This is a genomic window from Acinetobacter sp. 1294243, assembly GCF_000588015.1.
Taxonomy (GTDB): Bacteria; Pseudomonadota; Gammaproteobacteria; order Pseudomonadales; family Moraxellaceae; genus Acinetobacter; species Acinetobacter pittii.
In genome coordinates this window covers 1-13,679 of sequence record NZ_JFXG01000006.1, presented here as the reverse complement: position 1 = coordinate 13,679, position 13,679 = coordinate 1, and the positions used below count along the sequence as shown (strand labels likewise).

Genomic DNA, 13,679 nt, shown 5'->3' with positions numbered 1-13,679 from the left:
CCCGTTTTGTTATACGTAGTTATACGGTGAGGAAGTTATGGCAATACTAAAAGAGCCTGTGAAAATCTTTATAGTTCAGTCTCTTGCTTGTCGTGACACGCCTCAAGAAGTAGCAGAACTCGTAAAACAAGAATTTGGCGTTGATATTGATCGAGTTCAAGTTGCAACTTATGACCCAACTAAGGCTGCTGGTAAGAATTTAAGTAAAAAGTATATCGAGCTATTTGAGAAAACCAGAGATGAGTTTGACAAGGGTTTAGTTGATATTCCAATTGCCAACAAGTACTACCGTCTGAAGCAATATCAAAGACAACTTGATAGAACTAGAAACGTTAAAACAGCGTTAAAAATTCTGGAGCAAGCTGCAAAAGATATCGGCGGACAGTTTACCAACCGTCAAGAAATAACAGGTAAAGACGGTGGTCCAGTTCAAACGGTCAATTCTGATATTCCTGTTCCAATGGAAGACTACTTAAAAGCGCGGAGGGAAGTCCTAGATGAGTACTGATGCGGCTCGGGATAAAGCCATCCGGATCGAGGCGCAAGAAGATTTATATTTCTTCACGAGGTACATGTTTAAGGAGCGCCGTAATTATAAATGGATGCAGAACTGGCACCACTTAGAAATCTGTGAAGCTTTAATGAAGGTATATCGCGGTGAGACTAAGCGGTTAATTATTAACGTTCCACCTCGATATTCAAAAACTGAAATTGCTGTAATTAATTTTATGGCTTGGTGTTTTGGTAAGAATCCTGATTCAGAATTTATTCATATCAGTTATTCGGCCATGCTTGCTGCAAATAACGCATTTCAGACTCGCAATATGGTTCAAGAAGAGGCTTACAAAAAGGTCTTTCCTGAACTTAAATTACGTGACGATAGTAAAGCTAAGGATTTCTGGCGTACAGCTGCAGGTGGTGTCTGCTATGCGACTGGTACAGGCGGTACCATTACAGGTTTTGGTGCAGGCAAAATGCGTGAAGGCTTTGGTGGCTGCATCATTATTGATGACCCGCATAAAGCTGATGAAGCAAAATCAAAAACTATCCGTGAAGGTGTGATTGACTGGTTTCAAAATACACTCGAGTCACGTACTAACTCGCCAGATACGCCGATCATTGTGATTATGCAGCGGCTTCATGAAGAAGATTTAGCGGGCTGGTTATTAGGTGATAGAAAAGACGGCATTCCTGTAGCTGGTGGTAACGGTGAAGTGTGGGAGCATCTATGTCTTTCAGCTATTCAAGAGGACGGATCCGCACTGTGGCCAGCAAAACACAATATTCAAAAGTTGAAACAAATGGAGCAAGCTGCGCCGTATGTTTTTGCCGGGCAATATCGACAAATGCCATCACCGCCAGCAGGCGGTTTTTTTAAGCCTGACAATATTGAAATTGTGGATGCTTTACCTGCTGATGTAGTGAAGCAAGTAAGGGCTTGGGACTTTGGTGCAACTGAGAATGAAGGCGACTTTACAGCAGGTGTTAGGGAGGCTTTGGGGGCAGATGGTTTTACCTATATTGTCGATGTAACAAAAGGGCAACTTGGTCCTGACAATGTCAATAAACGCTTAAAACAAGTCACAGAGTTGGATGGGATGAGCGTAACGGTAAGGATCCCTCAAGATCCTGGTCAAGCTGGTAAATCACAAGCCAGTTCATTCGTAAAACTTCTCGCAGGTTATGACGTAAAAGCTAAACCTGTTTCAGGTGACAAACTCACACGTGCACAGCCCTTTGCGGCTCAAGTTAACGTGGGTAACGTCAGAATGTTGAGAGGTGATTGGAATAAAGAGTTTATTGAAGAGCTTCGAAATTTTCCGAATGGAACGCATGACGACCAGGTTGATGCTGGTTCAGATGCATTTAATGAATTGAATGGAGGTTTTGAAGCCTTCTTTGCTGATATGGGATTTGCTCGATGAGTGACGTAACTTTTAAACATCCTGAGTATGTTAAGAACTTGCCATACTGGCAGAAGCTAGATGACGTGTGTGAAGGTGAGGATGCTGTAAAGTCTAAAGGTGAGAAATATTTGCCTAAGCCAAATGCACATGATAAGTCACCTGCAAATAAGAGTGCTTATTTAGCTTATTTGATACGTGCTGTGTTTTATGAAGTTACAGGTACAACGTCAAACAGTTTAGTGGGTGCTGCATTTGCTACAGATCCAAGCTTTAAGTTTCCATCTCAACTTGAGCATTTAGAGCGCAATGCTAACGGCGCAGGCTTGAGTGCTTATCAATTAGCTCAAACCGGTATTCGTCATTTATTAAAGCATTACCGCTGTGCTCTATATGTAGACTATCCAGCAGTTACCCCGGCACGAAATCTTGCAGAGTTTAAGCAGCAAAAAGCTTACCCAATGATTCACTTATTGAATGCCATTGATGTGATCAATTGGGATTCAATGATGATCGATAATCAGAAAAAGCTTAGCTTAGTGGTCATCCGTGAATTTACTTCTGAACGTGGTACTGATGGCTTTAGCAAAACTGAGGTCGAGCAGTACAGAGTCCTGCGTTTAGAACCGAATAGTGAAGGAAATTACATCTATACAGTTCAGGTTTATACCAAAGGGGATAAAGGTACTTGGGTAGGAGGGGAAAAGAAATTTCCAACAGATTATAACGGTGATTTCTGGTCCTATATTCCATTCACTTTTGTGGGGGCTATTGATAACTCTGAGGAGATTAAGAAGCCTCCATTGCTCCCATTAGCTAATCTCAATTTAGCTCACTATAGAGACAGTGCGGACTTTCAAGAGTCCGTTTTTTATATGGGGCAACCTCAGTTTTATGCAAAGGGAGTCAATTGGGCTTGGTACGATGAAGCCAAAAAGCGGGGCATTTATATCGGTGCAAAAGTTCTTTTACCATTACCTGAAAACGGTGATTTGGGAATTGTACAAGCAGATCCAAATACTTTAGCTCGGGAAGCTATGAAGGATAAATGGGATCAGATGAAAGAAATGGGTGCTCGTTTAATTGAAAAGGGTTCAGCAGCCAAAAAGACTGCTACTGAATCCAACAGTGATGATGCTGTACAGCATTCAGTTCTTTCATTATGTGTTGTGAATATGAATGAAGCCTTTTCGATGGCTTTAAGATGGGCAGCTAAGTTTGTAACGCCTAATGTAGATGTTCTGTCTAAAGATGAACTGATGTTCGAAATCAGTCAGGAATTTAATAAACAAGGGTATCAAGCTGAACTTGCTCGTCAATTATATGAGGCAGCTTTACAAGGCCGATCTTCATTTAAATCTTGGTGGGAATATAACCAGACTGGAATGTTCCCAAAACAAAAGTATAAAGAAGAGCTGGACAACATCGAAGGCGAAAAAGACGGAACAGTGAATTTATAGGTAGGGTGATATGGCTAAAGATAATAAAAATCTTTTGGAGGTACTCACTCAACACCAGGCTTATCTTTATCGTGCTTCTTCACAATCAGTAAATGAATTATTGGGTTTATTCAATGATGATACGAACGCAATGCTCTCAAAGCTTCGTGATTTACTGGATGAACTTAGTGATTCAGAAAAGATTGCTTTGGCAGGAGGCAAATACACAACTTCAAATCTAAAGGAAATTAAAGATTTAATTACCCTATGGTTCAGTAGTGTAAATACAAGCCTACCTGAAGTATTCGCCGTTTCGGCTACGGCAATGGCCGTTTATGAAGCCAGTTATATGGCAAAGTTATTCGGCACAAAGATAAATAAACCTGATGGAGAAAAGCTTTATTCTGCGGCTAAAAAGGTTCCACTTACAGGCGGTGCTCTTGTTGATGATCTTTTATCAAGAATTGCAGAAAGTGCCCGTCAAAAGGTTGAGTATGCAATTCGAGATGGTATTAATTCAGGCAAAACGAACCAAGAAATTATTCAGCGTATTCGCGGTACCAAACGTCTTAATTTTGAAGATGGACTGTTAAACACCACTAAATCTGATATTGATCGCACTGTTAGGACGGTACGCAGTCATGTAGCCAATCAAGCCTATCTGAATAGCTTTAATCAATTAGGCTTTGAATATGTACGATTTGTTAGTGTACTTGATGGAAGAACTTCTAAGTTGTGTGCTTCGCTTGACGGTTCAATTTGGGAAATAAACGACCCCGCTAAACGTGTACCGCCGTTGCATCCTCATTGCCGCAGTATCTTAGTACCAGTGGAAAAAAATGGGCAATTAGTTGGTGAGCGACCGTTTGTAATGGATGAGCGAAAAGTTAAGGACATCCCGAAAGACGAGCGTAGTCAATTAATAGGGCAATTGGATGCAAATACCACATTCAAAGACTTCTTTAAGAAAACTGATGACTTTTTCCAAAAAGAGTGGCTTGGGCCAAAGCGTTATAAGCTCTACAAGGAAGGAAAGTTTGATTTTGAAAAGTTCTTCGATCCGGAGGGGCGCCTTTACACACTCGGACAACTTCGTAAGTTGGATGAGCAGAAATTCAAGGAGTTGGGCTTATGAGTGATTTAAGACATTTAGTTCTTAAGCGTCATCCGACCTTTAAAGGTTTTTTAGTTGTTTGTGATGAAGAAACAGGATTACCTCTTGCAGGGCAAAAAGCGGTACATATGAATAGTGATGCTCAAGATGGACCAGCAACGATTAGCGTAACATTCGAAGCCTATGGTGAGAATGGAGTCCGCTTAGTGGGTGATGAGCCAAGAGAACTTTTAACAAAGTAAATGTAGCTAAAGGTGGTAAAAATGTCTGAAATATCAGTTGCTGAATATGTAAAAAGAAAAGAAGAGTTAGAAAGAACCCTAACATTTCAACTTGCTGAATTGATCAGTAAATTTGAAAAAGATACAGGCGTAAATGTTCAAGATGTTTATGCAAATTTTGCTAGTGCCACATGTTTGGGTGGTTCTGAAAAGTACTTCCTAACTGGTGTGACAGTTAAAACCTCAATTTCTGATTAACCCAATTTATTAATTCCATAGCACCTTAAGGGTGCTTTTTTTGTGAGAAGAAAATGACCAAAGACGTAACAGAGCAAGAGTTAGTTGAAAAGTCTGTGGCACCTAGAGTAACTAAAACTCAAATTGATGCATTGATGGAGCGCGTTACTTACACGGTTGAGCAATGTCCCGGAGGCACAACATCTACGTTTGTTCATGCATTTTTAGATGGAAAGTTTTTTCTAGCTACGGGTTTTAGTGCATGTGTAAATGCCGAAAACTTTGATGCAGAAATAGGTGAACGTATGGCTCGAGGTAATGCAGAAAAGCATGCTGAAAATAAGCTATAGGAACTAGAAGGCTACCGTTTGTTTGCATCTAATTTTTAAATTTAACTTTGAATTATAGCGTCCCTCGGGGCGCTTTTTTATTACCTGCCGAAAGTGGATGCAGACGGCGAATCCGGGTGGATGCCCATTTTAAATATATAGGTTGGATGACCAATGAAACTTAAAACAGTAACGATCGACGGTAAGGTATATGCGGAAGTAGAGGGTGATAAGCCAATCTATGTTCATGATGATGGCAAAGAGATGCCACATGATGCCGCTCACTCTGTAGCAACTATTGCACGTTTAAACAATGAAGCTAAAACAAATCGTGAAGCTAAAGAAGCTGCGGAAAAAGCCCTAAAAGCTTTTGAAGGTATCGATGATCCAATAGCAGCTAAGAAAGCAATTCAGACTATGCAAAACCTTGACGATAAAAAGCTGGTGGATGCTGGCGAAGTTGAGAAAGTGAAAGCTGAAGCTATCAAAGCAGTTGAAGAAAAATATGCTCCTATTGTTGAGCAGCGTGATGCTCTACAAGCCTCTTTGCATAAAGAACTTATCGGGGGTGGTTTTGCTCGTTCTCAGTACATTCAAGACAACATTGCAGTTCCAGTTGATATGGTTCAGGCAACCTTTGGTAATCACTTCAAAATCGAAGATGGAGAAGTGGTTGCCTACGACCAAAAAGGCGAAAAGATTTATTCCCGTGTTCGCCCTGGTGAACTTGCAAATGTTGATGAAGCTTTAGAGTCCTTGGTTGGTGGATACCAGCATAAAGACTTAATCCTTAAAGGTGGTAAAGGAAATGGCGGTGGTTTCCAAAGCGGGGGCAAAGGTGGAGCACCTACAGGTATGAAGCGCAGTGAGATGTCAGTATCTCAAAGAGCCGATTACATCAAAGAACATGGCCAAGAATCCTTCCTAAAACTACCGAACTAATTATTAAACATTTGGAGATAAGTCGTTATGACTACAACAGTTAATTCAGACATGATTATCTATAACCAATTGGCTCAAACTGCTTATTTAGAGCGTTTGCAAGACAATTTGAATGTCTTTAACGAGGCATCAGCTGGAGCGATTCTTTATAAAAATGAAATCATTGAAGGCGATTTTAATAAAGAATCATTTTATCGTGTTGGTGGCAGCATCAAGCACCGTGATGTGAACTCAAACGCTAAAGTTAACCATGAAAAAATTGCCGCTGGAGAATCTGTAGGTGTGAAAATTCCGTTTAAATACGGTCCTTATGCATCTACTGAAGAAGCTTTTAAGCGCCGTGCTCGTACACCTGAAGAGTTTGCAATGATTCTTGGGTATGATCTGGCTGATGCTTTAGTTGCAGGGCGTTTACAGTACAGCTTGGCTTCATTGAAAGCAGCAATTACAAGCAATCCTGATATGGTGGCAAAAGGAAGTATTGCAGTAGATGGTCGTAAAGCATTAACCCGTGGGATGCGTAAATTTGGTGACAAGTTTGGTCGTATCGGTTTGTGGGTAATGAACTCGGATACGTACTTCGATATTGTCGATGATGCGATTACTAAACAAATCTACGGCGAATCTGAAATCGTTATTTATGGCGGTTTACCAGGTACTTTAGGTAAACCTGTACTTGTTACTGACGCCGTAGGCGATAACGATGCATTTGGCCTGCAGTATGGTGCTGTGACTGTAACTGAGTCCCAAGTACCAGGTTTCCGCGCATACGACATCAATGATGAAGAAAACTTTGCTATTGGTATGCGTGCTGAAGGTACATTCAACCTAGATATTCTTGGTTATAGCTGGGATACAACGAAAGGTGAGAATCCAGATCTTACTTTGCTTGGATCAAGTGCTAACTGGAAGAAACATGCAACCAGCAACAAAATGACCGCTGGTACATTGCTTGATTTGTCTGGTACACCTTAAAACCTTAAACACCTAAATTTATTGGAGGGCTATTTAGCCCTCTTTTTTATTATTAAGAGAAAAGTATCATGAAGTTAATCTATACGCGTATTGCCGCAGCAGCAGCTTTAGAAGTTGGGACTATTGCGAATCCTGACTATTATGAAAATCCAAATCGTAGTGCTGAAGAAGTAATCATCTACGGTGATTACCCGAAAATCAAAAATGATTATGAAGCTTTAGATATTCCAGTTGAAGTTCGTAAACTGGAAGAGCCTGCAAAAACGACTTTGGCCACAGTAAATGTCGCAGTGGGAATTACCCCTGAGCTGCAAGAGGTCATTGATAATACAAAAGCTGAGTGTGAAAAGGTTGTTGAGGAAAACGGGCAACTTAAACAGAAAATCGAATTCTTGAAACAGGCAAGTGGTGATAGTTCCGAATTAATTTCTGAAAACTCACGTTTAAAAGATGCTGTAACCCTAGCAGACAATGCTACTAAAGCAGCTGAAGGACAAGTGGTAAGCATCCAAGCAGAATTTGATGCTTTTAAAAATGATGTTGCTGCTATGCAAGCGCGTATTAATGAATTGGGAGCTGGAAAAGCGGCAGAAAATCCAGCAACAGAAACGTCGACAAATGATTTTGAAAATTGGTCTAACGATCAATTAAAAGAATATTTGGCAAGTAAAGACATTGGCTATAAACCATCTGCAACAAAACCAGAACTTCTTAAATTAATCCCGAAGGAATAATGATATGAGCTTTATTACTCTAGATGACGCAAATTCAATTTTGGGCAGAGATTTTGCACCGGATAGTGATAAAGCTCGCCTGGTTCAACTTGCAAATGTATGGATGAAAAAACGAATTGGATTTGTGCCGGATCCTATAGATTCACTTCTTAAAGATGCTGCTTGTGAAATCATTAAAGGCATTCTGGCCAAGGTGATTTATAACGGCAAAGAGCAGTTGCTTAAACGGAAGAAAGTTAAAGCTGATTCAGTAGAATCTGAAAAAGAGTATCAAGAGGGTACTGAAGCGATTTCTAGCTTTGAACAGATAGCAATTGATTATATTGAATCGCTTGATTTGAAAGATCCTAATGCAAGTTTTAATGGTTTTGGTATTCCACTTTATAGGGCATAAATCATGGGCTTACGTGATGAAATTCAGGCAGATCTTGTTGAAGCATTTAATGAAGATTTAGCAGACGCCGTTCATACATTTACTTGTGAACGGATCTCAAAAAAAGATTGGGATCCTAAGACTGAAACTCATGTTGAAGTTAAAGAAAATTATTCTGGTCGTGGTGTTTTGTTTGGCTCTTACAAACAATATGAAATCCAAACCCTTGGAGTGCTGGCCACAGATAAGAAAGCGACCGTGCTTCAAAATGAAGTGACAATGGTGCCCATTATGGAAGATGAGTGGGTTACACCTTTAGGCACTTTTCGTGTCAAACACATTCAACAGGATCCCGCTGCAACTATTTGGAAATGTCAGTTGAGGAAGGTTTGATTACTTGTTCTAATATTCTTCTAAATTAGGGGGATATATGGCTAAAGATGATTTAAGATTAAGAATAAAGAAAATCTGGTTATGGACTATTTTAGGAATTATTTTCTATTTGATAATTTCTTTTTTTCTTAAAAGTTCATATCCAATAACACACCATAAATTTAATTTAACTGAAGCTTATGAAGTATTAAAAGACTCCTTAACAATTGCAGCAGCTTTTTTAGCTCCAGTTGCGGCATTTGTGCTTTTTAGTGATTGGCGATTGCAACACAGAGCAATAGCAAAAGAGAATAATTCATCTAACATATTTAGTTTAATAAATAGATTCTCTGTTGAAATAAATATTTTAAATATTTTAATTATTCAAGCACCAACTTCGCATGCTTCTTTTCTCGATGATATTCATAAGAAAATTGAAGAATGTGAAATTAAAAATAGTGAATTAATAGTAGAGTTTAATGACTTTTATCATAAAGTCACAACTGATAATGGATTTACAGATTTGTGTGAAGAAATTATTACTTTAAGTTTTCCTGCATTTCTCCATAATGCTGCAATTTATTATACTCTATTAGTTAAACTCACCTATCCAGACAGTCACGCATTTGCAGAGGGACCAAATTTCTCAGTGGATGATTTTGTAAGTCGATGTAAAGATGAATTAAAAGAGATTCAAATAGCTAAAGACGAAGATCTTAGACAAATCAATGAAAATCTGGGGCGACTAAGTACTCTTAAAGAAGAATTAAATGTTTAAACCCACTTCGGTGGGTTTTTTAATGGGCGCAATTTTGGAGTTTAGATGATAAGTACAGATTACGTTCCTTTATGGCATATCTCACCATTCCAACATGTTCAATACACGCTTGCTCGTAATCAGCTTCACATGGATCTGTTATTCGAAGATATGAATAAAGTGGATCCGTTTTTATCTTCTGCAGGCGCAGCGGCGCAAGTCGATTACTATTTTGATGGCGCTTATGCAATTGTTCAGCTTGGCGATACATCAGAAAGAAAACCGATTGAAGTTTATGGACTGCTTTTACATGAAGCTGTTCATGTCTGGCAAAAAATCAGAAAACTAATGGGTGAAAAGGAGCCTAGCTCAGAATTTGAAGCTTACTCAATTCAAGCGATCGCTCAAGACCTTTTCGAAATGTACGAAGAAAGTGAGGTAAAGCATGGGATGGAAGGGGAAAAAACCAACTGATTTTAGTTTTGATGTGACTAAAACAGCAGAGGAAAAGGTAAAGAAAATCACCATGGATACAGTGCAATCATTAGTTGTTTCAAGTCCAGTTGATACTGGTGCTTATCGTTCTTCTCATATAGTTTCAATTGGATCTGGTGACTTTGGTGTACGTGGACCGGAAACAAACGCCGTTCAAGATGCTGCTATTCAAGCGGTCAAGTTTAAGCTGGGTAATATGGTATATATCCAGAATAATCAGCCATACGCTGAACGCTTAGAAAATGGTTGGTCTGATCAAGCACCGCAAGGTATTTACAACACCACGTTTACTTATATTTCTCAAAAATACGGTGGTTAAGATGGCAATGACTTTAGAGCAGACAAGGCAAGCTATTATCGATCGTATGCAAAGCTTTACTGGTATTGCGCAGGACAGAATCCAGTATCCAAATGCACCAGGCTTTACAGTGCCAAAGGAAGGCTTGTGGTGTTGTCTAACCATTGCAGGCGGTGCTAGCTTTATTTCAGGTGTAGCAGATAAGCCTTGTAACCGTCGTACCGGTAATATTATGGTTCAGTGTTTTGATCGACTTCATGTAGGAGAAAAAGCACTAACGATTCTCGGTGATTCTTTATTGGCTCATTTTGAACATTTCTCTTTTGATGATCTGGAATGTTTGAACGGACAATCTATTAAAGTTGGTAAAGATGCTGACTTTGTGCAATACAATGTGACCATTGGATTTACGGTGAATTGATATGGCAAAAAGGTACTTTGAAACGGTAACTGGTGAGGTTCTCGAATATGAGGACATAGAAGAAATCCCATGCAGACACAAAAATATTGAATATTCGAGAATAGAAAGTATTGAGCATCTATCAATTTGGATTTGTAGCAAATGTGGCAAACGATTTAATCAGAGCCAATTGGAAGATGAGGTGACGAAATGTATGAAGATTACGTAAGGTATTTAACTGAGAGAAAAGAACTTATCAGTAACATCTTATTAATTTCGAGTAATCCTCCAGATAATCTTGATAAGAAAACCATTTCGGAATTAATGCGTATTAATTATGCAGGTATAGATAACAAGTGCAGCCGTTGTGGTCATGAGAACAAGATTCCATCTTTTAAATCCATCTATCGTAATAATGCTTCATAAAATCACTTGAAAAAGCACACGCCTTCGGGCGGTTTTTTTGTTTTACTCACTACCACCTCATCGGTGGTTTTTTTATGTCTATAGGAATCACTTATGAGCAATTTCGTGTTTAAGCGTGGTGACACATTCAACTTGAACTTGCAGCTTGTCGATATTGATGAGGCTTTGCAGTATCCACCTGATGATGTTCGCCGTGCTATTGATCTGACAGGCTACACGTTCACATCACAGATTAAATCATTAGCGGATGGTGCAGCGGTGGCCACATTGACTTGTGCAGCATTAAATCAGAGCACACAGAAGGGATGGCTGAATATTAAATCTAGTGCAAGCACTGCAACTTGGCCCTTAGGTCTGTGTCAGATGGATATTAAAGCTGTAGTTAGTGGTACTACACAGCACACTGAAACTTTGACTTTCCAAGTGATTGACGGGGTAACAGCATAATGGCAAATCTTGTTTTTAAATTTAGTTGGGATCATCGGCCATTCCCATATAACGCTTCGCAGGGAAAACGGCAGTTTATGCTGCCATTTGCCTCGGGTATTCCAAACTTAAATCCACAGCTTTCTCAAGTTCAAGGTGCAGGTACAGCTGCTGCAGCCAATATTGGAAGTGCAGATGGAAATGTAATTGGTGTGACAGGTATTATTGTTAACTGTCAGGGGGCACAACGATTAGATTTAGGTACATCAACAAGCTCAGCTACAACTGCGGTAGAAATGGGATCACTCTCGGTAGCTGGCAATACTTTTATTGATCTGCATACATCGGGAGCTCCAACTGATTATGATGTTCGTCTCTTAGCTACAGGCGGGGATCCAGCTAATGCGGGAGCGGGCATTTTAAATGTGACAGCAAATACTACTATCTTTAATAGTAAGCTTCGGTCTTTACCAACATTTAATCAAACCACTTCTGGAAATGAAGCTGCAAATCTTTATATCTCTGCTGGTGGTGATATTTATCGTGCAGGTAAAACTTATAACAACTTTGGTTTAGGTTTAACCACATTACAGGCCACGAATAGTGTTGATTTGAATACCGCAAATTTACCTAGTGGCATTTATTCTGGGCAAACTTGGACGAACTCAGGCACTGCTTCGCAGTGGCAAACAGTACTGCAATTAAATCTAGCATCTGATGGTCCTAATTATCAGACACAAATTTCGTTCGATGGTAATGGAGTAGACACTAAATTAATTTCTCCTTCAATTCGTCGTAAATTAGGGGGAGCATGGAGTTCTTGGTATAAATTTTGGACACAGTCAAATACTACCGTAGATGCAAATGGGTTTATTAAGTCTTCTTCACCAATCGTTAAGCTATTTGCTGACTCAATAGAATTAAATGACCAAGCAAGAAAACAGCCGGTTGAATTTGAAAAAATTGATGTAGGTAATTATCTTCTAAAAGGTTCTTTGGGTTTTGCTCAAGAAGGTTGGTACATTGAGTTACCCAAAGATGCCAACGGTAATAAAGTGGTTGCCGTAGAGTATTCAACTCTAGAAAATGGCGACATTTCAATTAAGACCTATAAGCGTAAATTTGATTTTGAGCTTGCTGCAGTTGTTGCTGATCATGAAAATCCAATGGATATTCCATTAACCCGTTGGATCGATATTCGATTACATGAAGAACCTGAGCCAGATACCGAAATTATTCCAACAGAGACTCCTCTAGACTTTCAACCAACAAATTTATCCGCGGCTGTAGCTGCAGCTATGAATGGTGTGGAACCGCCAGAAATCTCAGACACAGACGAAACACTTTAATAACCCGCTTACACAGCGGGTTTTTTATTGCCTAAATTTTGGAGAGCCATAAATGAGTTCAGGCGCAAAAATTCGATTATATGCTTGTGAAGAAGCAGTATTGGGAACAACCCCAGCAAACCCGATCTGGTACACAGTTCGCCGTGTTAATGATAGTTTGACTGAAAATGTCACAACTGAAGATAGTAGTGAGGTAGTTGATTCACGTTTTCGCCAAGGTGCTGTTGTAACGGAAGCCGAAGTAACTGGTCAACTAGAGTTTGAATTATCTCTAGGTACCTTTGACTTATTCTTAAATGTTCTCGCTTTCAATAACTGGGCTGGTAATGCTTTGAGTTTTGGTGGTGGAGTCCGTAAGTCACTTACCTTAGTAAAAGTCTTTGAAGATATTGGTCAAGTCTTTATTTATCGCGGTATTCAAGTGAATACAGGTGAAATGACGATCCAGACTACAGGTAAAATCACTGGTAACTTTGGTTTAGTGGGTAGCTCATTTACGCGACAGCAGGTTAATCCTGTTACCAATCCTATTCCCGCATCGACTCGCCCTCTAGTGAGTATGCCAAACGTTGAAAAGCTACTTATTAATGGTCAGTCAATTCAAGGTAAAGCTTGTCTGCAGACACTCACCATCAACTTTAATAATAATCTGGAAGCGATCCGTTGTATCGGTTCTGGTAAGTACACGCCTGAGTTCTACTTAGAAAAAATGATGGATATTGGTGTAAATGCCAATTTCATGTTCTCAGCAACATCTGCTGCTTGGATTGATGCAATCAAGACTCGTGATGTATTTACGATGACCTTTGATATTACCGATAGCAAGGGAAGTAAATACTCATTTAATTTCCCACAGCTTGAAGTCAAGGAAGCAAATCATCCGGATGG

19 protein-coding genes are annotated in these 13,679 nt (G+C 39.6%); all 19 read left to right on the top strand.

The window, feature by feature from the left end:
* Positions 1–37 precede the first annotated feature (37 nt).
* Positions 38–508 (top strand): DUF2280 domain-containing protein, encoded by a 471-nt coding sequence (locus J655_RS12965; protein WP_032052452.1) that lies wholly within the window; start codon positions 38–40, stop codon positions 506–508.
* Complete coding sequence (gene terL / locus J655_RS12960) at positions 498–1,925, top strand: phage terminase large subunit (RefSeq protein WP_032052451.1); 1,428 nt, start codon at positions 498–500, stop codon at positions 1,923–1,925. The genes J655_RS12965 and terL overlap by 11 nt, the downstream gene beginning before the upstream one ends.
* Entirely contained in the window at positions 1,922–3,364 is a 1,443-nt protein-coding gene (locus J655_RS12955) for a DUF4055 domain-containing protein (RefSeq protein ID WP_032052450.1), read from the top strand. Before terL ends, J655_RS12955 begins: the two co-directional genes overlap by 4 nt.
* A 10-nt stretch (positions 3,365–3,374) precedes the next feature.
* Positions 3,375–4,478 (top strand): minor capsid protein, encoded by a 1,104-nt coding sequence (locus J655_RS12950; RefSeq protein ID WP_032052449.1) that lies wholly within the window; start codon positions 3,375–3,377, stop codon positions 4,476–4,478.
* Positions 4,475–4,699, top strand: a complete 225-nt coding sequence (locus J655_RS12945) for a hypothetical protein (RefSeq protein ID WP_032052448.1) — start codon at positions 4,475–4,477, stop codon at positions 4,697–4,699. Before J655_RS12950 ends, J655_RS12945 begins: the two co-directional genes overlap by 4 nt.
* A gap of 21 nt (positions 4,700–4,720) precedes the next feature.
* Positions 4,721–4,936, top strand: a complete 216-nt coding sequence (locus J655_RS12940) for a hypothetical protein (protein ID WP_032052447.1) — start codon at positions 4,721–4,723, stop codon at positions 4,934–4,936.
* Between the two features lie 53 nt (positions 4,937–4,989).
* Positions 4,990–5,265: a Gp49 family protein gene (locus J655_RS12935; RefSeq protein WP_050675386.1), complete on the top strand. Its 276-nt coding sequence runs from the start codon at positions 4,990–4,992 to the stop codon at positions 5,263–5,265.
* Between the two features lie 153 nt (positions 5,266–5,418).
* The gene (locus J655_RS12930) at positions 5,419–6,186 is read left to right on the top strand and encodes a DUF6651 domain-containing protein (protein WP_032052446.1); all 768 of its coding nucleotides are present in this window, start codon (positions 5,419–5,421) and stop codon (positions 6,184–6,186) included.
* Positions 6,187–6,213: 27 nt separating this feature from the next.
* On the top strand, positions 6,214–7,161 hold the full coding sequence (locus J655_RS12925) for a major capsid protein (protein WP_032052445.1): 948 nt from the start codon (positions 6,214–6,216) through the stop codon (positions 7,159–7,161).
* Positions 7,162–7,229: 68 nt separating this feature from the next.
* Positions 7,230–7,895 (top strand): Ish1 domain-containing protein, encoded by a 666-nt coding sequence (locus tag J655_RS12920; RefSeq protein WP_032052444.1) that lies wholly within the window; start codon positions 7,230–7,232, stop codon positions 7,893–7,895.
* A gap of 4 nt (positions 7,896–7,899) precedes the next feature.
* Positions 7,900–8,289, top strand: a complete 390-nt coding sequence (locus J655_RS12915) for a hypothetical protein (RefSeq protein WP_032052443.1) — start codon at positions 7,900–7,902, stop codon at positions 8,287–8,289.
* A gap of 3 nt (positions 8,290–8,292) precedes the next feature.
* Positions 8,293–8,661, top strand: a complete 369-nt coding sequence (locus J655_RS12910; RefSeq protein WP_032052442.1) for a hypothetical protein — start codon at positions 8,293–8,295, stop codon at positions 8,659–8,661.
* Between the two features lie 37 nt (positions 8,662–8,698).
* Positions 8,699–9,418, top strand: coding sequence for a hypothetical protein (locus tag J655_RS12905; protein WP_050675385.1), 720 nt, complete (start codon positions 8,699–8,701; stop codon positions 9,416–9,418).
* Between the two features lie 45 nt (positions 9,419–9,463).
* On the top strand, positions 9,464–9,871 hold the full coding sequence (locus tag J655_RS12900; protein WP_032052440.1) for a hypothetical protein: 408 nt from the start codon (positions 9,464–9,466) through the stop codon (positions 9,869–9,871).
* Entirely contained in the window at positions 9,843–10,211 is a 369-nt protein-coding gene (locus J655_RS12895; protein ID WP_032052438.1) for a hypothetical protein, read from the top strand. Before J655_RS12900 ends, J655_RS12895 begins: the two co-directional genes overlap by 29 nt.
* A gap of 1 nt (position 10,212) precedes the next feature.
* Positions 10,213–10,611: a hypothetical protein gene (locus J655_RS12890; RefSeq protein ID WP_032052437.1), complete on the top strand. Its 399-nt coding sequence runs from the start codon at positions 10,213–10,215 to the stop codon at positions 10,609–10,611.
* A gap of 498 nt (positions 10,612–11,109) precedes the next feature.
* On the top strand, positions 11,110–11,463 hold the full coding sequence (locus J655_RS12885) for a hypothetical protein (protein ID WP_032052435.1): 354 nt from the start codon (positions 11,110–11,112) through the stop codon (positions 11,461–11,463).
* Entirely contained in the window at positions 11,463–12,791 is a 1,329-nt protein-coding gene (locus J655_RS12880) for a pyocin knob domain-containing protein (protein WP_032052434.1), read from the top strand. Before J655_RS12885 ends, J655_RS12880 begins: the two co-directional genes overlap by 1 nt.
* Positions 12,792–12,843: 52 nt before the next feature.
* The coding region (locus tag J655_RS25540) for a phage tail tube protein (protein ID WP_032052433.1) at positions 12,844–13,679 on the top strand (836 nt) is incomplete at its 3' end.

Coding starts and splice junctions, on each gene's coding strand:
- J655_RS12955 (WP_032052450.1), top strand. CDS start 1,922: ATGAGTGACGTAACTTTTAAACATCCTGAGTATGTTAAGAACTTGCCA.
- J655_RS12910 (WP_032052442.1), top strand. CDS start 8,293: ATGGGCTTACGTGATGAAATTCAGGCAGATCTTGTTGAAGCATTTAAT.
- J655_RS12935 (WP_050675386.1), top strand. CDS start 4,990: ATGACCAAAGACGTAACAGAGCAAGAGTTAGTTGAAAAGTCTGTGGCA.
- J655_RS12905 (WP_050675385.1), top strand. CDS start 8,699: ATGGCTAAAGATGATTTAAGATTAAGAATAAAGAAAATCTGGTTATGG.
- J655_RS12915 (WP_032052443.1), top strand. CDS start 7,900: ATGAGCTTTATTACTCTAGATGACGCAAATTCAATTTTGGGCAGAGAT.
- J655_RS12945 (WP_032052448.1), top strand. CDS start 4,475: ATGAGTGATTTAAGACATTTAGTTCTTAAGCGTCATCCGACCTTTAAA.
- J655_RS12895 (WP_032052438.1), top strand. CDS start 9,843: ATGGGATGGAAGGGGAAAAAACCAACTGATTTTAGTTTTGATGTGACT.
- J655_RS12930 (WP_032052446.1), top strand. CDS start 5,419: ATGAAACTTAAAACAGTAACGATCGACGGTAAGGTATATGCGGAAGTA.
- J655_RS12965 (WP_032052452.1), top strand. CDS start 38: ATGGCAATACTAAAAGAGCCTGTGAAAATCTTTATAGTTCAGTCTCTT.
- terL (WP_032052451.1), top strand. CDS start 498: ATGAGTACTGATGCGGCTCGGGATAAAGCCATCCGGATCGAGGCGCAA.
- J655_RS12890 (WP_032052437.1), top strand. CDS start 10,213: ATGGCAATGACTTTAGAGCAGACAAGGCAAGCTATTATCGATCGTATG.
- J655_RS12880 (WP_032052434.1), top strand. CDS start 11,463: ATGGCAAATCTTGTTTTTAAATTTAGTTGGGATCATCGGCCATTCCCA.
- J655_RS12900 (WP_032052440.1), top strand. CDS start 9,464: ATGATAAGTACAGATTACGTTCCTTTATGGCATATCTCACCATTCCAA.
- J655_RS12950 (WP_032052449.1), top strand. CDS start 3,375: ATGGCTAAAGATAATAAAAATCTTTTGGAGGTACTCACTCAACACCAG.
- J655_RS12920 (WP_032052444.1), top strand. CDS start 7,230: ATGAAGTTAATCTATACGCGTATTGCCGCAGCAGCAGCTTTAGAAGTT.
- J655_RS12885 (WP_032052435.1), top strand. CDS start 11,110: ATGAGCAATTTCGTGTTTAAGCGTGGTGACACATTCAACTTGAACTTG.
- J655_RS12940 (WP_032052447.1), top strand. CDS start 4,721: ATGTCTGAAATATCAGTTGCTGAATATGTAAAAAGAAAAGAAGAGTTA.
- J655_RS12925 (WP_032052445.1), top strand. CDS start 6,214: ATGACTACAACAGTTAATTCAGACATGATTATCTATAACCAATTGGCT.